Consider the following 20482-nt stretch of genomic DNA (forward strand, 5'->3'; position numbering starts at 1 on the left):
TCGCGCTGTTTTTGTTGTCCCGTTCGAGCAATCGCAACAGGCAGTTCCCCACCCGTTTTTCGCAGCAACCGCGGTAAAGAGCAGAGCAGTAAAACATCAAGGCAAGTCCCGGAAGAGGTCGCCGGCAGCGCCATGCGCGCTCGCTTTTCGAAGGTGCAGGTACATGCGCAAGACCGGCCTGGCTGGCACGGCCCTTGCAATCGCCATCACGTATTTCGTCATTCAACAATAGGGAGTTTTCATGGAGAGCACGACTCTGCTGCCGCTGATCGGGATACCGATCGTCGTGGCCGGCTTTGCACTACGTTTCAATCCGCTGCTGGTGGTCACCGTGGCCGGCCTGTCGACCGGCCTGGCCGTCGGCATGGACTTCGGCACGCTGCTGGAAACCTTCGGCGAGAAGTTCGTCAACAGCCGCACGCTGGCGACCTTCCTGCTGATCCTGCCGATCATCGGCCTGCTGGAACACTATGGCCTGAAGGAGCGCGCCCAGGCGTGGATCTCCAGCATCGCCAGCGCCACCTCGGCGCGCATCCTGATGCTCTACTTCATCGTGCGCGAAGGCACCGCGGCGCTGGGCCTGATCTACCTCGGCGGACAGGCGCAGACCGTGCGTCCGCTCCTGGCGCCGATGGCGGAAGGCGCCGCCGTCAACATGTACGGCGAAGACCTGCCGCAGCACATCCGCGACAAGATCAAGGCGCACGCCGCCGCCTGCGACAACATCGCGGTGTTCTTCGGCGAGGACATCTTCATCGCCTTCGGCGCGGTGCTGCTGATGGACGCCTTCCTGAAGGAAAACGGCATCGCCAACATCGAGCCGCTGCACATCGGCCTGTGGGCGATCCCGACCGCGCTCTCCGCGCTGGTCATCCACATGTTCCGCCTGACCCGACTCGACGCCTCGATCCGCCGCGACGTCGAAGCCTGGAAAGCCACCCAAACCGATTCCCCGAAGGTGCACGCATGAGCACACTGATCACCATCAACCGCATCTACTACCTGATCGGCATCATCGTCATGGTCCTGGTGGCGATGACCCTGCGCGACAAGGGCAATCCGAAACGCCTGACCACCGCGCTGTTCTGGTTCCTGTTCGGCGCCGTGTTCCTGTTCGGCGACCTGCTGGTGGACAGCCTCGGCAAATCCATGGCCTACCGCGTCATCGGCGCCACCGTGATCATCATCTCGCTGATCGCCGGCACCGGCCTGCTCTCCATGGGCAGCTACGCCACGTCCTCGCATGAAGAACGCGTGGCCTCCTCCAAGCGGCTGGGCAACTGGCTGTTCTTCCCGGCGGTGCTGATCCCGGTGGTGACCGTGGCCTGTACCGTGCTGCTCAAGGGCGTCTCGGTGGGCGGCATGTTCCTGCTCGACCAGAAGCAGTTGACCCTGGCGGCGCTGTGCGTGGCCTGCGTCTGCGCGCTCATCGCCGGCTGGGTGCTGACCCGCGGCTCGCCGCTGCAGGCGGTGCGCCAGTCGCGCCGCCTGGTCGACTCGATCGGCTGGGCCGCGATCCTGCCGCTGATGCTGGCCATGCTGGGCGGCGTGTTCGTCGCCGCCAAGACCGGCACCTCGGTGCAGCAGGTGGTGAGCCTGTTCGTCAATCCGGACAACCGCTTCCTGGTGGTGGTGATCTACTGCGTCGGCATGGCGCTGTTCACCATGGTGATGGGCAACGCCTTCGCCGCCTTCCCGGTCATGAGCGCGGGCATCGCCCTGCCCTTCCTGATCCTGGGCCACCACGCCGACCCGGCGCCGCTGGTGGCCATCGGCATGTATTCCGGCTACTGCGGCACGCTGATGACGCCGATGGCCGCGAACTACAACATCGTGCCGGCGGCGCTGCTGGAACTGAAGAACAAGTACCAGGTCATCAAGGTGCAGATCCCGACCGCGCTGACGCTGCTGACCGTCAACGTGTTCCTGATGTACTTCCTCGCCTTCCGCTGATTCCCGGCCATGCATCACCGCGACCGCCCTTCGGCGGTCGCGCCGTTTCAGACAGTCCCCATCGCTTCAAGGAGTCCCCATGCAACTGACCATCCAGCAGGCCGAAGCCTTCGCCCGCATGCCCCTCGGCTACCTGCGCCAGGAATATCCCAACCACATCATGCACGTGCTCAACAGCGAGCAGGACGTGCTCTCGCCGCGCGCGCTGCACCCGGTGTTCTACGGCTGCTACGACTGGCACTCCGCCGTGCACGGCTTCTGGCTGCTGCTGCGCTGCGTGCACCTTTACCCCGAGCTGCCGGCCAAGGCCGAGATCGCCGCCATCTTCGATGAGCATTTCACGCCCGAGCTGATGGAGCGTGAGACCGACTACTTCCGCGCTCCCGGCCGCGCTCCCTTCGAGCGTCCCTACGGCTTCGGCTGGATCCTGGCGCTGGACCAGGAACTGGCGCAATCGGCCTTGCCGAACGCCGCAGCATGGCGCGCGGCGATGCAGCCGCTGACGACCGAGATCCGCCGCCGCCTGCTGGAGTACCTCGCCAAGCTGAGCTATCCGATCCGCGTCGGCACCCACTACAACACGGCGTTCGCGTTGGCGCTGTCGCTGGATTACGCGCGCCACGTCCAGGACGGCGAACTGGAGAGCGTCATCGTCGAGGCCTCGCGCCGCTACTACGGCAACGACGCCGACTATCCCGCGCACTTTGAACCGGGCGGCGACGAGTACATCTCCGGCGGCCTGACCGAAGCGCTGCTGATGACCAAGGCGCTGCCGGACGGCGCCTTCCAGGCCTGGTTCGACAAGTACCTGCCGCGCGTTGCCGAGATCGCGCAGATCATGGAACCAGCCCACGTGTCGGACCCGACCGATCCCAAGATCGCCCACCTCGACGGCCTGAACCTGTCGCGCGCCTGGTGCATGAAGAACATCCTGCGCCACCTGCACGCCGACCATCCCGCGCGCGCCGCCATCGGCGCCTCGGTGGAGCGCCACATCCAGGCCTCGATCGGCCAGGTGGTGGGCAGCCACTACAGCGGCGGCCACTGGCTGGCCAGCTTCGCGCTGCTGGCGCTGGAAGGCTGAACCGCCGCGTCCCTCGGCCTGCCGCTCCTGCGCAAGCAGGAACGACTCTCCAAAGATAAAAAGGCCTCCATGCATTCTTGCATGGAGGCCTTTTGCTTTCGACCCGATGTTGGCGGGCCCTATTCCATCGATGGTTTGCGCGGCTCGTCCCGCCGCTCCTGCATGGTCGCCGAGATCACCCGCGCGCTGCGCTTGAAGGTGAGGTAGGCCCAGGCCCAGTCGGTCATCACCATCAGCCGGTTGCGAAAACCGATCAGGAAGTAGACGTGCACGAAGAGCCAGAACAGCCACGCCGGATAGCCCGAGAACTTGAGCTTGCCGACCATGGCGATGGCCGCCTTGCGGCCGATGGTGGCCAGCGAGCCGTAGTCCGCGTAGGTGAAGCTCTCCGGCGCGCGGCCGGCGATGCGGTGCTTGATGTTGCGCGCGGCCACGCGGCCCATCTGTTTGGCTGCCGGCGAGACGCCTGGCACCGGTTGCCCATCGGACTGCGCGGCGGCGAGGTCGCCGATCACGTACACCTCGTCGCGACCGGCGATGTTGAGCTCGGGCGAGACCGGCACCCGGCCCGCGCGATCGAGCGCCACACCCAGCGATTTGCCCAGCGGCGATGCCGCCACGCCAGCCGACCAGATCACGGTGCGCGAGGCCAGCGTCTGCTCGCCGTCGAAGTTGGCATAGCGCACGCAGGTTTCATCGATATGCACCACGCGGCTGCCGGTACGCACGTCCACGCCGAGTTTTTGCAGCTGCTCGCGCGCCTTCTCCGAGAGGTCCGGCGGATAGGCGCCGAGGATGCGGTCGGAACCCTCGATCAAGACCACCCGCGCCGAATGCGGATCGATGTTGCGGAACTCGCCGGAGAGCGTGTGGCGGGCGATCTCGACCAGCGTGCCGGCCATCTCCACGCCGGTGGCGCCGCCGCCGATGACGGTGAAGGTCAGCCACTCCTGGCGCCGCCGCGCGTCGGTCTCGCGCTCGGCATACTCGAAGGCCATCAGGATGCGCTTGCGGATCTCGAAGGCGTCTTCCAGGGTCTTCAGGCCCGGCGCCAGGCGCGCCCATTCATCGCGGCCGAAATAGCTGTGGGTGGAGCCGGCGGCGACGATGAGGTGATCGTAGGCGATCGAACTCCCGTCCTCCAGCGCGACCGTCCGGGCGGACGTGTCGATGGCGGTCACGGCCGCCATCAGCGTGGTGAGGTTGCGCTGCTGCGCGAGGATGGCGCGGATCGGCGCGCTGATGGCCGGCGCCGACAGCCCGGCCGTGGCCACCTGGTACAGCAGCGGCTGGAACAGGTGGTGGTTGCTGCGATCGATCATGGTGATGCGCACGTCGGCGCCGGCCAGCTCCCGGGCGGCGGCCAGTCCACCGAAACCACAGCCGATGATGACTACGTGGGGCATTGCCTTCCTTTCAAAAGTAAATAGTTTTTATGCCTGCGGCAGATGAGGCCGGCCGCGGCGATGTCCCCTACTCTCTATTCGGATGCGCCTGCATCGCGCGGCCGCGCCTCCCCTGGAATGCGCCGTCGCGAGACAAATTGATCTCTCTCAATGCAGACGGACAGAATCGCACACTTTTGGTTCGAAAGCACTTGGCCACTTTGCCCCAGCCCATCAGCGCCAGGCGCGCGCGGCCAAGAAAAATCCCCCGTGACCTTGCGGCCACGGGGGATTTCTCCGTCAACGGACGTCCGGCCGGGGCCGGACGAGACGCCTGATTACTGCGCGTCCTGGGGCGCCGGGGCACCCGAGGATTCGTCGGCTTGGGCAGCCTTCATCGACAGCTTCAGGCGGCCGCGGTCATCGGTCTCCAGAACCTTGACGCGCACTTGCTGGCCTTCCGACAGGTAGTCGGCGACCGCGTTGACGCGCTCGTTGGCGATCTGGCTGATGTGCAGCAGGCCATCCTTGCCCGGCAGGACCTGGACGATGGCGCCGAAGTCCAGCAGCTTCAGGACGGTGCCTTCGTAGACCTTGCCCACTTCGACCGATGCGGTCAGCTCTTCGATGCGGCGCTTGGCTTCCTGGCCGGCCGACGCATCCACGGAGGCGATGGTAACCACGCCTTCGTCGCTGATGTCGATCTGGGTGCCGGTTTCTTCGGTCAGCGCGCGGATCACGGCGCCGCCCTTGCCGATCACGTCGCGGATCTTCTCAGGGTTGATCTTGATGGTGATCAGGCGCGGCGCGAAGTCGGACAGCTCGGCGCGGCCGGCCGGCACGGCTTCCTGCATCTTGCCCAGGATGTGCTGGCGGGCTTCCTTGGCCTGCTCCAGCGCCACCTGCATGATTTCCTTGGTGATGCCCTGGATCTTGATGTCCATCTGCAGCGCGGTGACGCCTTCGGCGGTGCCGGCTACCTTGAAGTCCATGTCGCCCAGGTGATCTTCATCGCCCAGGATGTCGGTCAGGACGGCGAACTTGTTGCCTTCCTTGATCAGGCCCATGGCGATGCCGGCGACGTGCGCCTTCATCGGCACGCCGGCATCCATCAGGGCCAGGCAGCCGCCGCACACCGAGGCCATCGACGAGGAGCCGTTGGATTCGGTGATTTCGGAGACCAGGCGCACCGAGTAGCTGAACTCGTCGGCAGCCGGCAGCGCGGCCAGCAGCGCGCGCTTGGCCAGGCGGCCGTGACCGATTTCGCGGCGCTTCGGGGTGCCGACGCGACCGGTTTCGCCGGTGGCGAACGGAGGCATGTTGTAGTGGAGCATGAAGCGGTCGGTGTACTCGCCCAGGATGCTGTCGATCTTCTGCTCGTCGCGCGCGGTGCCGAGGGTGGCCACGACCAGCGCCTGGGTTTCGCCACGGGTGAACAGGGCCGAGCCGTGGGTACGCGGCAGCACGCCGGTACGGATCGAGATCGGACGCACGGTGCGGGTGTCGCGGCCGTCGATGCGCGGTTCGCCTTCCAGGATCTGCGAACGCACGATCTTGGCTTCCAGGTCGAACAGGATCGAACCGACTTCAGCGGCATCGGCTGCAACGCCGCCGCCGGATGCGGCTTCAGCCACCAGCGTCTCGTTGACTTGCGCCGACACGGCCTTGAGCTTCTCGGTGCGGGCTTGCTTGTCCTTGGTCTGGTAGGCCTCGCGCAGCGGGCCTTCGGCCAGTTGCGAGACGCGCGCGATCAGCGCCTCGTTCTTGGCCGGCGGCGTCCACTGCACTTCCGGCTTGCCGCCGTCGCGCACCAGTTCATGGATGGCGTCGATCACGGCCTTCGATTGCTCGTGGCCGAACACGACTGCGCCCAGCATCACTTCTTCGGACAGTTGCTCGGCTTCGGATTCGACCATCAGCACGGCCGCTTCGGTACCGGCCACCACCAGGTTCAGCTGCGAGGACTTCAGTTGCGAGACGGTCGGGTTCAGCACGTACTGGCCGTCGATGTAGCCCACGCGGGCTGCGCCCACCGGGCCGCCAAACGGAATGCCGGCCAGCGACAGCGCAGCCGAGGAGCCGATGATCGCGGGGATGTCGGGATCGATTTCAGGGTTGACCGACAGCACGTGCACGATCACCTGCACTTCGTTCAGATAGCCTTCCGGGAACAGCGGGCGGATCGGGCGATCGATCAGGCGCGACGTCAGGGTTTCCTTTTCGGAGGGCTTGCCTTCGCGCTTGAAGAAGCCGCCGGGGATGCGGCCTGCAGCGTAGGTCTTTTCGATGTAGTCGACGGTCAGCGGGAAGAAATCCTGGCCGGGCTTGGCATCCTTGCGCGCCACCACGGTTGCCAGGATCACGGTGTCTTCGATCGACACCAGCACGGCGCCGGACGCCTGGCGGGCGATCTCGCCGGTTTCCAGGGTCACCTGATGCTGGCCGTACTGGAAGGTCTTGCTAACTTTATTGAACACGGTATTTCCTTTCTTTTATGGAGCCGGCCCCGACTGTGTCCGCGGTGCGCGACTTCCTTTTGCCGACAGATTTTCAGGCGCTGTCGTTCACCTCACCACAGCCGCCGGCAGAACCGGAGGCTTACGACGAACGCGGCCGGTACTGCGCCACGATGAAACAAAACGATGCAACAAGAACGAATTCAGCCCGCCATGGGCGGCGCCTGCCGATCAGGTTACGGAATCGTAAAAAACAAAATGCCCGCGTCAACGAGTGACGCAGGCATTCTGTTCATGACCCGGAAACCGGATGGAGACGCGGAGTCAAATTACTTACGCAGACCGAGCTTTTCGATCAGGGCGCGGTAACGGTCGGCGTCCTTGCCCTTCAGGTAGGACAGCAGGCTCTTGCGACGGTTGACCATCTTGATCAGGCCGCGGCGGGAGTGGTGATCCTTGCTGTGGGCCTTGAAGTGGCCGTTCAGGTCGTTGATGCGCGCGGTCAGCAGTGCGACTTGCACTTCCGGTGAACCGGTGTCGTTCGTGCCGCGGGCGTTATCGGAGATAATGGCAGCCTTGGCTGCTTTTTCGATGGACATGCTATTTACCTTTCACAAGCGGTGTGCGGAGCGTTCAGACGAGGCCCTGCATACCGTGAACTAAAGAATTGAAATCCGGCCAAAATGGCCAGACGCGGAAGTATATAGCAAAATCCATTTTATTCAAACACTTAGAGACGGCCGCAGCGGCCCCGGGCCTGCGCGCGGCAATGCCCCCGCGGCAACATTTCCAGGACGACCCTACATGAATTTCCCCGCCCCTTTGTTCAAACCCCGCCGCGCGGCGCTGGCCGCGGCCCTGCTGGCGATGTCCCTGCTCTCCGGCTGCGCCGCGCTGCTGCAGCCGCCGGTCGCCCCGGGCGAATCGGAGGAACAGGTGCTCACACGGCTGGGCGCGCCGACCAATGTTTATCAGGATGGCAACACGCGCCTGTTCGAATACGGCGCCGGCGCCTTCGGCCAGTACCAGTATATGGCGCGCATCGGACCCGACCACCGCCTGATTTCCTACCAGCAAGTCTGGACCCTGGAGAACTTCCGCGCCATCCGCGTCAAGCAGGACACCAAGCAGGATGTGCTGGCGCGCGTAGGCCGCCCGACCGAGATCACCCGCTACGCCCGCATCCCCTTCGATGCCTGGAACTACGGCTTCAAGGAAAGCGGCGTATGGAATTCGCAGATGACGGTCTACTTCGACGACAACGGCATCGTGCAAAAGGTCGAGAACGGGCCCGACCCGCGCTTCGACGATTCGCGCTTCCCGTTCTGATACGGGCGCCGGGCGCCAGGATCCAATGAAAAATGCCGCCCGGTTTTATCCGGGCGGCATTTTTTTGTCGCGGGAGACAGCGATCAGACCACGGTCGCCAGGGCCAGCGTCAACAGCAACGCCACCACGGAGACCAGGGTCTCCATCACGGTCCAGGTCTTGAAGGTCTGCGGCACGGTCATGTTGAAGTATTCCTTCACCAGCCAGAAGCCGCCGTCGTTGACGTGCGACAGGATCAGCGAGCCGGCGCCGGTGGCCAGCACCATCAGCTCGGGGCGGGTGCCGCCGACCGAGGAGACGATGGGCGCCACGATGCCGCAGGCGGTGGTCATCGCCACCGTAGCCGAACCGGTCGCCACGCGGATCAGCGCGGCCACGAACCAGCCCAGCAGCAGCGGCGACAGGTGCGCATCGGTGGCGATGCCGACGATGGCCTTGGATACGCCGCCGTCCATCAGGATGCGGCCGAAGCCGGCGCCGGCTCCCACCACCAGGGTGATGCTGGCGATCGGCGCCAGGCATTCGTTGGTGAACTTCAGGATCTGGTCGGCGCCGAAGCCGCGCGCTTTGCCGAAGGTCCAGAAGCTGACCAGCGTGGCGATCAGCAGCGCGATCACGGAGTTGCCGATCAGGCGCAGGAAGTCGTTGGCGAAGCTCTTGGGCGCGAAGAACAGGTCGGCCCAGCTGCCGATCAGCATCAGCGCCACCGGCAACAGGATGGTGAACAGCGTGATGCCGAAGCCGGGCAGCTGGCGATCCTTCTTGCTGTCGTCGACGAACTGCGAGATCAGCGGATTGTCCGGATTGGGGATCACCACCTTGGAGATCAGCTTGCCGAAGATCGGACCGGCGATGATGGCGGTCGGGATACCCACGATCAGCGCATACAGGATGGTGCGGCCGATATCCGCGCTATAGGCGGTGACCGCCAGCAGCGCCGCCGGGTGCGGCGGGATCAGGCCGTGCACGACCGACAGGCCGGCCACCATCGGGATGCCCACCAGCACCATGTTAGTGCCGGTGCGCTTGGCCACGTTGAAGGCGATCGGCACCAGCAGCACGAAACCGACTTCGAAGAACACCGGCAAGCCGACGATGAAGGCCACGACCATCATCGCCCAGTGCACGTTCTTCTCGCCGAAGGCCTTGATCATGGTGTTGGCGATGCGCTCGGCGCCGCCCGACTCGGCCATCATCTTGCCCAGCATCGTGCCCAGGCCCACCACCAGCGCGATGTGCCCCAGCGCGCCGCCCACGCCCGTTTCAAAGGCCTTGACGATATTGCCCATCGGCATGCCGACGGCCAGGCCCAGCACCAGCGACACCACGATCAGCACGATGAACGGGTTCATCTTGAACTTGGCGATCAGCACGATCAGCGCGATCACCGCCACCAGCGCGTACACCAGCAGCGCGCTTCCCTGTACAGCTTCCATTTGAATCTCCTCTTAGGAAGTTAAAACACCGGCCGACGACTTGCTTCCCCTGTCGGCATCTTTTCAAAACAAAAATGCGCGGAAGGCGCCGCAGCGCCCGCCATCGATACATTGCCGATCAGCGTTTGAACGCCACGCAGTCGACCTCGACCTTGCAATCCACCACCATGCTCGACACCACGCAGGCGCGCGCCGGCGGGTTGGCGCCGAAGTATTCCTTGAAGACCTTGTTGAAGGATTGGAAGTCGCGCGCGTCGTCCAGCCAGACGCCGCAACGCACCACGTGTTCGGGACCGTAGCCGGCTTCCTTGAGGATCGCCAGCACGTTCTGGATGGCCTGGTGCGACTGGGCGACGATGCCGCCGTCGATCACCTCGCCGTTGACCATCGCCACCTGGCCCGACACATACAGCCAGCCGTCGGCCGCTACCGCGCGCGCGAACGGAAGATGCTGGCCGCCGGTGCCGCTGCCGCCTTCCACACCATATCGTTGAATGCTCATTACTGCTCCTTTGCTAAAAAAATGAATGCGCCCGTGAGGGACATTTCGTTTCCGATTGGCTTGATCTTGTTGCTCTTCGAATTCTCCTGCGCCCTGCCGTCGGCTCACGCCTCGGCGAAGGCCTGCTCCGACTCGCGCTCGCGCGCCTGGCGCGCCAGGAAGCGGCCGGCGCGTTCGCCCGTCGCCTTCTTGTCGCGGCCGTTGTAGGCCAGCTTGCCGTTGACCCACACCAGGTCGATGCCGTGCGCCGGCTGCATCGGGTCGGTGAAGCTGGCGGCGTCGCGGATGGTGTCGGCGTCGAACAGCACCAGGTCGGCCCAATAGCCTTCGCGCACGAAGCCGCGCTCGTGCAGGCCGAAGCGCAGCGCCGACAGGCCGGTCATCTTGCGCACCGCGACGGCCAGCGAGAACAGCTTCTGCTCGCGGCTGTAATAGCCCAGCACGCGCGGGAAGGCGCCCCACAGGCGAGGGTGCGGCAGCGGGTCGTTGGGCAGGCCGTCGGAGCCGACCACGGTGGCCGGGTGCGACAGGATGCGGTTGACGTCGTCGTCCGACATGCAGTGGTAGACCGCGCCGGCCGGCATCAGGCGCGCGGCGGCGGCGTGCAGGTCGACCTGCCATTCGGCGGCGATCTGCTTCAACATCTTGCCGCCCTGCTCCGGATGCGGCTCGGACCAGGTGACCTGGATATCGTAGTCGGAGGTGACCTGCTTCAGGTCCAGCGTCGACGAGCTGGCGGTATAGGGATAGCAGTCGCAGCCCACGTGCTGGTGCTTGCCGGCCGCATCCAGCGCCTGCAGCACCTCGCTGCTGCGTCCCCAGTTCTCGACGCCGGCGCACTTCAGGTGAGAAATCACCACCGGCACGCGCGCGTGCTTGCCGATGCGGAAGGCTTCATCCATGGCGTCGAGGATGTCGGCGAACTCGCTGCGCAGGTGGGTCGCGTACATCGCGCCGAACTCGGCCAGCGGTTCGGCCAGCGACAGCACTTCCGCAGTCGGCGCGTTGATCGCGTTGCCGTAGGCCAGGCCGGTGGACAGGCCCAGCGCCCCATGCTCCAGCGCCTCGCGCAGCTGCGCGCGCATGGCGGCGATCTCCTCTTCGCTGGCGGCGCGGTCCAGGCGATCCATGTGATTGTTGCGCAGCGCGGTGTGGCCCACCAGCGCGGCGACGTTGATGGAGGGGCGCGCGGCATTGACGGCGTCGACGTAGCCGGCGAAGGTCGGATAGCTGAAGGCCTCGGACTTGCCCAGCAGGTTCATCGGATCCGGCGGATCGCCCTTCAGCGACACCGGCGCGGCGCTGATGCCGCAGTTGCCGACCACCACCGTGGTCACGCCCTGCGAGAGCTTGGGAAACATCTCGGGGGTGCGGATGACGTTGGTGTCGTCGTGGGTGTGGGCGTCGATGAAGCCGGGCGCGAGCACCCGGCCGGTGGCGTCGATGGTCTCGCCGGCCTGCCAGCCGGAGAGCTGGCCGATGGCGGCGATGCGGCCGGCGCTTACGGCGACGTCGGCCGGCCGGGGCTCGGCGCCGGAACCGTCGATGATGAGGGCGTTGCGGATCAGGATGTCGCAGCGTCCGGTGGAGGATGCGGATTGAGTGGTCATGTCAGTCTCCCAGCGGCTGGTGGCGATCGCCGCCGCCGCGATGCGTGTCGAGCACGTATTTCAGCCGGCGCAGGCGTTCCTGGCTGCTTTCCTTCTGCAGCAAGGCCAGTTCCAGCACCAGCATGTCGAGCGTCACCATCATCGCGTAGCGTGATGAGGACGGTTTGAAAATCAGGTCGGTCTCCAGCGTCTTGATCGGCAGCAGCACGTCGGCGATTTTCGCCAGGGGCGAACCGAGCGCGGTGATGGCGACGATCTTGACGCCGTATTCGTGCGCCACCTCGCAGTTGGCCAGCAGCTCGGGCACGTTGCCGGTGGCGGAGAAGACCAGCAGCACGTCGTTCTTGTCCAGCGTGGCGGCCACCATCTTTTGCAGGATGGCGTCGTGGTAGGTGGCGATCGGCCGGCCCAGGCGCACCAGGCGGTAGCGTGCCTCGTCCGACATCATGGTCGAGCCGCCGCCCATGCCGAAGCAGTAGATCATGCGCGCCTCCAGCAGCAGCGCCGCGGCCGCCATCAGCATGTCGGGATTGAGCATGGCGCGGTTGAGCTCCAGCACCGCGTGGATATCGTTGTAGACCTGGTCGGCCAGTTCCGGCGGCTGCTCGGAGACCACTGCCTTGGCGCCGTCGAAGAAGCGCTGCCCCACCGCCACCGCCTGCGCCAGCAGGAACTTGAACTCGCGCACGTCGCGGCAGCCCATCGCCTTGGCGAAGCGCGTCACGCTGGCCACCGACACGCCGGCCTTGGCCGCCAGCTCGCCGATGCTGGCGCTGGCCGCGCTCGATAGATCCCCGAGGATGGCCTCGGCGACCTTCTGTTCGGCCAGGCGCAGCGTGCTGCTGCGTTCTGTGATGCGGGAGACGATGTCCAAGGTCTGCGCCATGCGAAAGTGTTTCCCTAAATTATTTATGTTATTTACTAACACAGCGCAAACATAGTAAATTCATGGGTATTATTACGTCAATCCAATTTTTACAGGAATAATTGCGATGAATGATACAAACTACCAAATTGCTTATCAGACCGGCATCATCGACCCTGTAAACAAGGGCCTGGGACCGTTGCAGCAGCCGCTGGCGCCGCAAGAGGCCGGCTCGGTGCAGTGGAACCTGCTCAACGAAGACATCAGCCTGCCGGCCGCGGTTCTCTACGAAGAGAAACTGGCGCACAACCTCAAGTGGATGCAGGATTTCGTCGGCCAGTACAAGGTCAAGCTGGCCCCGCACGGCAAGACCACCATGGCGCCCAAGCTGTTCAAGCGCCAGCTCGACACCGGCGCCTGGGGCATCACCCTGGCTACCGCGCACCAGACCCTGGCCGGCTATCGCCACGGCGTGCGCCGCGTGATCATGGCCAACCAGCTGGTGGGCAAACGCAACATGGCGATCATCTCGGAGCTGCTGGCCGATCCTTCCTTCGAATTCTTTTGCCTGGTCGACTCGGCCGACCTGGTGGACCAGCTCGGCAGCTTCTTCGCCGAACGCCATCAAACCCTGAACGTGCTGCTGGAGCTGGGCCCCGCGGGCGGACGCACCGGCGTGCGCGACGACGCGCAGCAGGCGGCGGTGCTGGAGGCGGTCAAGCGCTGGGACAGCATCGCGCTGGCCGGCGTGGAGGTGTATGAAGGCGTGCTCAAGGAAGAAGCCGACATCCGCCGCTTCCTGCAGCGCGCAGTGGCCTGCGTCAAGGATCTCGCGCAGCAGGGCCTGCTGGCCAAGCGCGCCGCGCGCGGTCCGGCGGTGCTGACCGGCGCCGGCTCGGCCTGGTACGACGTGGTGGCCGAAGAGTTTGCCCAGGCCGACATCGGCCAGCCGCTGGACGTGGTGCTGCGCCCGGGCTGTTACCTGACGCATGACGTCGGCATCTATCGCGCCGCCCAGGCGCAGATCCAGGTGCGCAACCGGGTGGCGCACAGCATGCGCAGCCAGCTGCAGCCGGCGCTGCAACTGTGGGCCTATGTGCAATCGATCCCCGAGGCCGACAAGGCCATCATTGCGCTGGGCAAGCGCGACGCCGCCTTCGATGCCGGCCTGCCGCTGCCGGTGTCGCTGTTCCGCCCGGGCCGCGACAGCCGGCCGCTGGCCACGCCGGCGCACTGGGAAGTGACCGGCATGATGGATCAGCACGCCTACCTGAAGATCGCCGCCGGCGACGACATCAAGGTCGGCGACATGATCGCCTTCGACATCTCGCACCCCTGCCTGACCTTCGACAAGTGGCGCCACCTGCCGGTGGTGGATGGCAAGTTCGATGTGATCGACGTGGTCCAGACCTTCTTCTGAAAATCCTGTTAGGCTTTCGCGCCATCCGTCGCCTGCGTCAATTGCGCCAGGCGGCGCGGCGCAACTCCCTGAACGCACAGCAAAGAACATGAGCAACAAGATCCTCGCCTACGGCGAAGCGATGGTGGAATTCAACCAGAGCATCAAGACGCCGCGCAACTACCTCGAAGGCTTCGGCGGCGACACCTCCAACTTCGCCATCGCCGCCGCGCGCCAGGGCGCCGACAGCGGCTATATCAGCGCCGTGGGCGACGATCATTTCGGCCGCAGCCTGCTTGACCTGTGGCAGGCCGAGCGCGTCGACACCGAACATGTCGGCGTGCAGCAAGGCGTCTCCACCGGCATCTACTTCGTCACCCACAACGACGCCGGCCACCACTTCCATTACCTGCGCGCCGGTTCCGCGGCCAGCCGCTTTGCCCCGCAACAGCTGCCGTTGGCCGCCATCGAGCAAGCCCGCGTGCTGCACCTGTCGGGCATCAGCCTGGCCATCAGCGAAAGCGCCTGCGACGCCGGCCTGGCGGCGATGGCGCACGCGCGCCGCCACGGCGTGCTGACCTCGCTGGACACCAACCTGCGGCTGCGCCTGTGGCCGCTGGAACGCGCCCGCGAAAAGATGACCGACGCCTTCAAGCTGTGCGACATCTGCCTGCCGAGCTGGGAGGATGTATCGATGCTGACGGGACTGGAAGACCGCGACGCCATCGTCGACCTGCTGCTCTCGTATGGCGTCAAGCTGGTGGCGTTCAAGCTGGGTCGCGAAGGCTGCTATGTGGCCACGCCCGATGAGCGCCGCATGGTGGCGCCCTACACGGTCGAGGCGCTGGATGCGACCGGCGCCGGCGACTGCTTCGGCGGCGCTTTCGTGGCCGAGCTGGTGGCGGGACGCGACCCCTTCGCCGCCGCGCGCTACGCCAATGTGGCGGCGGCGCTCTCGACCACCGGCTATGGCGCGGTCGAACCCATTCCCACCCGCCAGAAAGTCGAAGCCGCCCTGAAGGCGGCCTGACTCACATCCCCCGACACGGACCAGGCCGGCGTCGCTACGCCTGCTCCGTGCGCCTGGCCACGAACAGCATGCCCGCCACCGACTGGCGGATCTCCTCGCGCAGGATCTGCTGGCTGTCGTGCACTACTTCCATTCCGCTGTTCTTCAAATGCAGGTGCACATAGTCGCGGCTGTGCCGGTAGCGGCCGCTGGCGTGCAGGCAGAAGCCTGAGGGCGCCTGGTCCTGCGGCGTCACCGCCTCCACCGTGAAGATGAAGTAGCCATCGCGGCGCAAGGCGCCGGCGACGTCGCGGAACACGCTCCCCAGGTCGCCGAAATAGATCATGGTGTCGGCCGCCGTCACCAGGTCGCAGGACAGCGGATTGCGCGCCAGGTAGTCGCCGATCTCGGCTTTTTCCAGCTGCGCATAGTGGCCCGCGGCGGCGGCCTTGGCCAGCATCTTGCCGGCCAGGTCGACGCCGGTGATGCGGTGCGAGAACGGCGCCATGTAAGGGCCGCACAGGCCGGTGCCGCAGCCGATGTCGAGCGCCTCGAACTGGCGCGCCGGTTGCGCCACCATGCCCAGGCCCTCGCCGATCAGGCGCGGGCCGCGATAGCCCAGGCTCTCCAGAAGGTTGGCCTCGAAGGTGTCGGCATAGCGGTCGAAGTGGAATTCGATGTAGCGGTCGGAGGCGCGCTGCGGCACGTCGTCCTGCGAGCAGGCGGCCAGCATGTGGGCCGCGACCGGATTGTCCGGCTCATCGGCCAGCCAGGCGCGGTAGGCCTCGGCCGCCTCCTGCAGGCGCCCCAGGAAATAGAAGGAAATCCCCAGCATCTCCTTGGACTTGCCCTCCAGCGGCGGCAGCACATAGGCGCGGCATTGGTAGTGCGACGCCTGCATCTTGTCGCCGGCGGCCTCGAAGATGCCGCCCAGGTGCAAGAGCGCCGGCACGAAGCCGGGATCGATGGCGACGGCGCGCTCGAACGAGCCGGTGGCCTCGGCGGTCTTCTGCAGCTGCAGCTGGGTGGCGCCCAGGTTGTTCCAGATCGTGTGGTCCTGCGGGGTGATCGCCAGCGCATCGGCATAGGCCAGTTCGGCCTCCTCCAGGCGGCCCAGCGCGAACAGCACGTTGCCCAGGTCGTTCTGCCAGGAAGCGTCCTCGGACTCCAGCGCGCAGGACAGCATCAGTTTCTCGACCGCCTCGTCATGCCGCCCTACCTGGTGCAGCCAGATGCCGTAGTAATGCAGCGCGACCGGCTGGATAGGATCATCTTCCAGCACCGCCTCGTAGATGGCGGCGGCTTCGTCCAGGCGGCCGGCCATGTGGGCGTCGATGCCCTGCTGCAGTTGCGCGAGCGGCGCCGGTTGAAGGTCCGAGGGCGATTGTAGCGATTGCATAGCGTAATCCCGATCCAGAGCATCCAAGAAAAACAGTCCAAGACCCCAAGCTGGCGCAGCCGCGCAGGCCTGCCGCAGGCGCAGCCAGTGTACAGCGTCTTTACATTTCTTTGCGATTGTTGGCGAGAATTGGTGCGTTGGCAATGCCTAATCCTTCGGCTTTGCAGCCCAAAGATGCGCCTGGCGCCCCCAATGACCGGGGCGGCCAGTCCGCCCGCGTCGGCGGCAGGCAAGAAAAAAGCCGCCCGCAGGCGGCTTTCCGGAAACGGCGCGAGAACGCCTGGCGCCGCGCTAGCCGTCCGCCAGGCTGTGCCCGATGCGGCCCAGCTGGCGCAGCGCCTGGTCCAGTTCGCGGGTGAAAGGATGGCCGCAGCAGATGCGCAGGAAGTGGCCATAGCGATTGGAGTTGGAGAAGATGGCGCCGGGCGACACCCCCACGCCTTCGGCCAGCGCGCGCTCGAACAGCTGCTGCGAGCAGACCTGCGACGGCAGCTCCAGCCACAGCCCGACGCCGCCGTTGGGCACGGTCAGGCGCGTGCCTTCGGGGAAGTAGACCGCGATCGCCTCGGCCATGCGCTCGCGCTGCTCCTTGAGCAGCTGGCGCAGGCGGCGCAGGTGGCGGTCGTAGCCGGGGCTGGCGATGAAATCGGCGGCGGTGACCTGGGTCCATTCCTCGTTGGCGCGGGTGTGCGTGAACTTGAGCATCTTGACCCGCTCGTGCCAGCGGCCGCCGTTCATCCAGCCCAGCCGCATGCCCGGCGCCAGCACCTTGCTCAGGGAGACGCAATAGATCACGTTGCCGCTGCGGTCGCGGCTCTTCAGGGTGGAAGGCGCGACATTGCCGTCGGCCAGCTCGGTATAGGCGTCGTCCTCGATGAGCGGCAGGCGCAGCTCTTCGCACAGGCGCACCAGCTTGTCCTTGTTGGCGTCGGGCATGATGCAGCCCAGCGGGTTCTGCAGGTTGGGCACCACCACCACCGCCTTGATGTTGCCGTAGGTGCGCGCCGCCAGCTCCAGCGCCTCGGCCGAGATGCCGGTATGCGGGCTGGTGGGAATCTCCAGCGCCTTCATGCCCAGGTTTTCCAGCGCCTGCAGCAAGCCGAAGTAGGTCGGCGACTCCACCGCGATGGTGTCGCCGGGCCCGGCCACCGCGCGCAACGCCAGGTTGAGGGCTTCGATGCAGCCGTGCGTGACCACCACCTCGTCGGCCTCGATACGCATGCCGGCGTTGAGCGCGCGACGCGCCACGGCCTGGCGGAAGGTGTGGTTGCCGTTGTGCGGCATGGCGCTGGTCAGCAGCTCGGGCCGCTCGCGCAGCGCGCGGATGGCGGCTTGCTTGAGGGTGTCGACGGCATACAGCGCCGGCGCGCAGGTCATGCCGGACAGATCGATGGCCGGGGCGCTGGCCTGGCGCTGGGCGATGTACTTGGACACCTTTTCATGGATGCCGACGTATTGCGCCGGATCGATCGCCACCAGGCTCTTGGGCTCCTGCACCGGGCGGATCGCCGAGCGGCGCGGCTGGCGCACGAAGTAGCCCGAACGCGGGCGCGCCTCCAGCCAGCCGCCCTCCTCCATATGGCGCAGCGTCTGCAGCGCGGTCGACAGGCTGACCTGGTGCTGGCGCATCAGGTCGCGCACCGAGGGCATGCGGTCGCCGGCGACCAGGGTGCCGGCCAGGATCGCGCCCTGGTAGTGCTCGGCCAGGCGCCGGTACAGCGGCATGCGGACATCCGCCGCGTCCGCAGGAGCGGCCGCAAGAGCGGGTGGGGAGGAAGCTTGGGCGTCGGGAATGAGCAGGCTGGTATCCATAACAGCATCATGTTCTTGTGGAAGAAACCAGAACAGATACAGAGTATTCTAAAAATAACGGTAACAGAGCAAAAAATCGCCGCCTGTTACGACGCAGTCGGATTTTCCCTGTGCCTGTTGCGCAAGCGCCTGCCTCCTTAGACTGCAAGCGTACCCAACCGACGGAGAATCGCCATGCAGACCGCGCGCCAACGCCCCCTTCCCGACCAGGACATCACCACCCAGACGCTCAGGCTCGCGCCCGGCCAAACCATGCTGGTGTGGCTGCCGGCCGGCAGCCTGATCGTCTGCAACGCGCCCGCGGCCAGCATCGCCGAGCCGCCTTACTGGCAAGCCAATCAGCTGAGGATCCGCCGCACCGAACTCAGCGACGGCCAGTCCATGCGCTTCGAGCAGGCCGGCTGGGCCGACATCGTCGCCCGCCAGGGCGGCGAGGTGCTGTGCCTGCGTCCCGAACTCCACGCCTGGCGACGCGCCTGGGGCAAGCTGCTGCGCCTGCTGCCGTCCAGGCTGGGCGTGACGCCGGCGCGGCGCTGAGCCGGGCGCCTGGGGCGGCATCGGCGCGCGGGCATTTTCGGCCGCCAATGCCCGCCACCCTGCCACGAGGGGGCGGTTTCCCGCGCATTCCCTGCCTACCGTCAGCAAATCCGAATAAATTCTTCGAATCTGCCCGAGAAGATGTGCAGATATTTCCCCAAAACCATTACACTTCTTCATCCACAGAAGAAGAAGTGCTATGCAGAACGACCATCTCCCCGGCAACGCTCTCTCGTCCTCCGCCAAGGCCCCCGCCTTGTCCGAACAAGAAACCTTCGACCTCACCCCGGTCTCCCTCTGGAAAGAAGACTACAGCGGCTTGAAGCGCCTGTTCAGCCAGTGGCGCGATCAGGGCGTGACCGACCTGCGCGCCTGGCTGATGGAAGACCATTCCCGCGCGCATGCCTGCGCGCGGCAGATCCGCGTGGTCGACGTCAACCGCCGCACGCTGGAATGGTACGAGGCGCGCGACCTGGAACACCTGGTGTCGAACCTGGACAAGGTGTTCCGCGACGACATGATCGAGACCTTCATCGACGAGATGGCGCAGCTGTGGGAAGGCCGGCTCAACTTCTCCAGCTACACGGTCAACTACACCCTGGGCGGCAAGCGCCTGGACATCCAGCTCTCCGGCCGCATCATGCCCGGCAGCGAGGAAAGCTGGGACTACATCCTCCTGGCCATCGAGAACGTCACCGAGCGCGAGACCGCGCGCAAGAAGCTGTCGCGCAGCGAGAACTACGCGCGCGGCCTGTTCGAGTATTCGCCGATCTCGCTGTGGGTGGAAGACTTCAGCCAGGTCAAGCGCCTGTTCGACGACCTGCATCGCATCGGCATCACCGACTTCCGCACTTTCACCGACGTCCATCCGGAATTCGTCGAGCGCTGCATGCAGGAGATCCGCGTGATCGACGTCAACCTGCAGACGCTGTCGATGTTCGGCGCGCCCGACAAGGCCACCCTGCTGTCGCACCTGTCCGACGTGTTCCGCGACGACATGCGCCACCACTTCAACGAACAGTTGATCGAGCTGTGGAACGGCAACCTGTTCCACCAGCGCGAGGTGGTCAACTATTCGCTCAACGGCGACCAGTTGCACGTGCACCTGCAGTTCTCGGTGTTCCCCGGCTACGAAGACAGCTGGGGCCTGGTGCTGGTGGCGCTGACCGACATCACCGCGCGCAAGAAGGCCGAAGCCTATCTGGAATTCCTCGGCAAGCACGACGAGCTGACCAAGCTGCACAACCGCGCCTACATGGTGGATGAATTGAACCGCCTGGAGCGCAAGGGACCGTTCCCGGTCAGCGTGATCGTGGCCGACCTGAACGGCCTGAAGGAAGTCAACGACGAGCTCGGCCACGCCGCCGGCGACGCCCTGCTGCGCCGGGTGGGGGAAGTGCTGGACAAGGCGGTGGAGCGTCCGTGCAGCGTGGCGCGCACCGGCGGCGACGAGTTCGCGATCCTGCTGCCGGCCACCGATGAGCGCGGCTGCGCGATCCTGATCGAGCAGATCCAGAAGCTGATCGAACTGAACAACCAGTTCTACTCCGGCGTTTCCCTCAGCCTGTCGATGGGCGCCGCCACGGCGACGCCGGGCGAACGCCTGGAGCAGGTGGTGCAGCGCGCCGACTCGCTGATGTACGAAGCCAAGCGCCAGTACTACGCCAAGACGCCGGGCCTGGAACGGCGCCAGAACGACTGAGGCG

The 20482-nt window shown here is 65.7% G+C and carries 17 protein-coding genes; 8 read left to right on the forward strand and 9 right to left on the reverse strand.

Annotated features, from left to right (window positions below):
* The first annotated feature begins 241 nt into the window (after positions 1-241).
* From Herbaro_RS14365 to Herbaro_RS14375, 3 genes are all read left to right on the forward strand, one after another.
* Positions 242-970, forward strand: coding sequence for a DUF969 domain-containing protein (locus Herbaro_RS14365; RefSeq protein ID WP_275010300.1), 729 nt, complete (start codon positions 242-244; stop codon positions 968-970).
* The gene (locus Herbaro_RS14370; protein WP_275010301.1) at positions 967-1953 is read left to right on the forward strand and encodes a DUF979 domain-containing protein; all 987 of its coding nucleotides are present in this window, start codon (positions 967-969) and stop codon (positions 1951-1953) included. The genes Herbaro_RS14365 and Herbaro_RS14370 overlap by 4 nt, the downstream gene beginning before the upstream one ends.
* Before the next feature lie 79 nt (positions 1954-2032).
* Positions 2033-3037 carry a DUF2891 domain-containing protein gene (locus Herbaro_RS14375; protein WP_275010302.1) on the forward strand — a complete coding sequence of 335 codons (1005 nt, stop codon included), beginning with the start codon at positions 2033-2035 and terminating at the stop codon, positions 3035-3037.
* 119 nt (positions 3038-3156) lie between these two features.
* Here Herbaro_RS14375 and Herbaro_RS14380 read toward each other — a convergent pair whose 3' ends face one another.
* From Herbaro_RS14380 to rpsO, 3 genes are all read right to left on the reverse strand, one after another.
* Positions 3157-4443, reverse strand: a complete 1287-nt coding sequence (locus tag Herbaro_RS14380; RefSeq protein ID WP_275010303.1) for an NAD(P)/FAD-dependent oxidoreductase — start codon at positions 4441-4443, stop codon at positions 3157-3159.
* Between the two features lie 317 nt (positions 4444-4760).
* Complete coding sequence (gene pnp, locus Herbaro_RS14385; protein ID WP_275010304.1) at positions 4761-6899, reverse strand: polyribonucleotide nucleotidyltransferase; 2139 nt, start codon at positions 6897-6899, stop codon at positions 4761-4763.
* Between the two features lie 308 nt (positions 6900-7207).
* Entirely contained in the window at positions 7208-7477 is a 270-nt protein-coding gene (gene rpsO / locus Herbaro_RS14390; protein WP_275010305.1) for a 30S ribosomal protein S15, read from the reverse strand.
* 205 nt (positions 7478-7682) lie between these two features.
* Here rpsO and Herbaro_RS14395 point away from each other — a divergent pair, with 205 nt between their 5' ends.
* A complete protein-coding gene (locus tag Herbaro_RS14395) occupies positions 7683-8207 on the forward strand; it encodes a hypothetical protein (RefSeq protein WP_275010306.1) in 525 nt (174 codons plus the stop codon).
* An 83-nt stretch (positions 8208-8290) separates the two neighbouring features.
* Here the strand turns inward: Herbaro_RS14395 and Herbaro_RS14400 are convergent, their stop codons facing one another.
* The 4 genes from Herbaro_RS14400 to Herbaro_RS14415 form a co-directional block, all read right to left on the reverse strand.
* A complete protein-coding gene (locus tag Herbaro_RS14400; protein ID WP_275010307.1) occupies positions 8291-9643 on the reverse strand; it encodes a GntP family permease in 1353 nt (450 codons plus the stop codon).
* Between the two features lie 118 nt (positions 9644-9761).
* The gene (locus Herbaro_RS14405; RefSeq protein ID WP_209608205.1) at positions 9762-10145 is read right to left on the reverse strand and encodes a RidA family protein; all 384 of its coding nucleotides are present in this window, start codon (positions 10143-10145) and stop codon (positions 9762-9764) included.
* Between the two features lie 104 nt (positions 10146-10249).
* On the reverse strand, positions 10250-11755 hold the full coding sequence (locus Herbaro_RS14410; RefSeq protein ID WP_275010308.1) for an N-acyl-D-amino-acid deacylase family protein: 1506 nt from the start codon (positions 11753-11755) through the stop codon (positions 10250-10252).
* A gap of 1 nt (position 11756) precedes the next feature.
* Positions 11757-12641, reverse strand: a complete 885-nt coding sequence (locus tag Herbaro_RS14415; protein ID WP_275010309.1) for a MurR/RpiR family transcriptional regulator — start codon at positions 12639-12641, stop codon at positions 11757-11759.
* A 106-nt stretch (positions 12642-12747) separates the two neighbouring features.
* Here Herbaro_RS14415 and Herbaro_RS14420 point away from each other — a divergent pair, with 106 nt between their 5' ends.
* Positions 12748-14040: an amino acid deaminase gene (locus tag Herbaro_RS14420; protein WP_275010310.1), complete on the forward strand. Its 1293-nt coding sequence runs from the start codon at positions 12748-12750 to the stop codon at positions 14038-14040.
* A gap of 88 nt (positions 14041-14128) precedes the next feature.
* Complete coding sequence (locus Herbaro_RS14425; protein ID WP_275010311.1) at positions 14129-15049, forward strand: sugar kinase; 921 nt, start codon at positions 14129-14131, stop codon at positions 15047-15049.
* A 34-nt stretch (positions 15050-15083) separates the two neighbouring features.
* Here the strand turns inward: Herbaro_RS14425 and Herbaro_RS14430 are convergent, their stop codons facing one another.
* Together Herbaro_RS14430 and Herbaro_RS14435 are read right to left on the reverse strand one after the other, a co-directional pair.
* On the reverse strand, positions 15084-16427 hold the full coding sequence (locus tag Herbaro_RS14430; RefSeq protein ID WP_275010312.1) for a tetratricopeptide repeat protein: 1344 nt from the start codon (positions 16425-16427) through the stop codon (positions 15084-15086).
* 291 nt (positions 16428-16718) lie between these two features.
* Positions 16719-18239 carry an aminotransferase-like domain-containing protein gene (locus Herbaro_RS14435; protein WP_275010313.1) on the reverse strand — a complete coding sequence of 507 codons (1521 nt, stop codon included), beginning with the start codon at positions 18237-18239 and terminating at the stop codon, positions 16719-16721.
* Between the two features lie 174 nt (positions 18240-18413).
* On the opposite strand from Herbaro_RS14435, the gene Herbaro_RS14440 reads away from it, so the two are divergent.
* On the forward strand, positions 18414-18776 hold the full coding sequence (locus tag Herbaro_RS14440; RefSeq protein WP_275010314.1) for a hypothetical protein: 363 nt from the start codon (positions 18414-18416) through the stop codon (positions 18774-18776).
* Between the two features lie 199 nt (positions 18777-18975).
* Positions 18976-20478, forward strand: a complete 1503-nt coding sequence (locus Herbaro_RS14445; RefSeq protein WP_275010315.1) for a sensor domain-containing diguanylate cyclase — start codon at positions 18976-18978, stop codon at positions 20476-20478.
* Positions 20479-20482: the final 4 nt, after the last annotated feature.

The organism is Herbaspirillum sp. WKF16 (assembly GCF_028993615.1).
In the GTDB taxonomy this organism is placed as follows: domain Bacteria; phylum Pseudomonadota; class Gammaproteobacteria; order Burkholderiales; family Burkholderiaceae_D; genus Herbaspirillum.

Excerpts from the sequence above, each read along its gene's own strand:
- Herbaro_RS14365 (WP_275010300.1), top strand. The coding sequence starts at position 242 with ATGGAGAGCACGACTCTGCTGCCGCTGATCGGGATACCGATCGTCGTG.
- Herbaro_RS14370 (WP_275010301.1), top strand. The coding sequence starts at position 967 with ATGAGCACACTGATCACCATCAACCGCATCTACTACCTGATCGGCATC.
- Herbaro_RS14375 (WP_275010302.1), top strand. The coding sequence starts at position 2,033 with ATGCAACTGACCATCCAGCAGGCCGAAGCCTTCGCCCGCATGCCCCTC.
- Herbaro_RS14380 (WP_275010303.1), bottom strand. The coding sequence starts at position 4,443 with ATGCCCCACGTAGTCATCATCGGCTGTGGTTTCGGTGGACTGGCCGCC.
- rpsO (WP_275010305.1), bottom strand. The coding sequence starts at position 7,477 with ATGTCCATCGAAAAAGCAGCCAAGGCTGCCATTATCTCCGATAACGCC.
- Herbaro_RS14395 (WP_275010306.1), top strand. The coding sequence starts at position 7,683 with ATGAATTTCCCCGCCCCTTTGTTCAAACCCCGCCGCGCGGCGCTGGCC.
- Herbaro_RS14400 (WP_275010307.1), bottom strand. The coding sequence starts at position 9,643 with ATGGAAGCTGTACAGGGAAGCGCGCTGCTGGTGTACGCGCTGGTGGCG.
- Herbaro_RS14405 (WP_209608205.1), bottom strand. The coding sequence starts at position 10,145 with ATGAGCATTCAACGATATGGTGTGGAAGGCGGCAGCGGCACCGGCGGC.
- Herbaro_RS14410 (WP_275010308.1), bottom strand. The coding sequence starts at position 11,755 with ATGACCACTCAATCCGCATCCTCCACCGGACGCTGCGACATCCTGATC.
- Herbaro_RS14415 (WP_275010309.1), bottom strand. The coding sequence starts at position 12,641 with ATGGCGCAGACCTTGGACATCGTCTCCCGCATCACAGAACGCAGCAGC.
- Herbaro_RS14420 (WP_275010310.1), top strand. The coding sequence starts at position 12,748 with ATGAATGATACAAACTACCAAATTGCTTATCAGACCGGCATCATCGAC.
- Herbaro_RS14425 (WP_275010311.1), top strand. The coding sequence starts at position 14,129 with ATGAGCAACAAGATCCTCGCCTACGGCGAAGCGATGGTGGAATTCAAC.
- Herbaro_RS14430 (WP_275010312.1), bottom strand. The coding sequence starts at position 16,427 with ATGCAATCGCTACAATCGCCCTCGGACCTTCAACCGGCGCCGCTCGCG.
- Herbaro_RS14435 (WP_275010313.1), bottom strand. The coding sequence starts at position 18,239 with ATGGATACCAGCCTGCTCATTCCCGACGCCCAAGCTTCCTCCCCACCC.
- Herbaro_RS14440 (WP_275010314.1), top strand. The coding sequence starts at position 18,414 with ATGCAGACCGCGCGCCAACGCCCCCTTCCCGACCAGGACATCACCACC.
- Herbaro_RS14445 (WP_275010315.1), top strand. The coding sequence starts at position 18,976 with ATGCAGAACGACCATCTCCCCGGCAACGCTCTCTCGTCCTCCGCCAAG.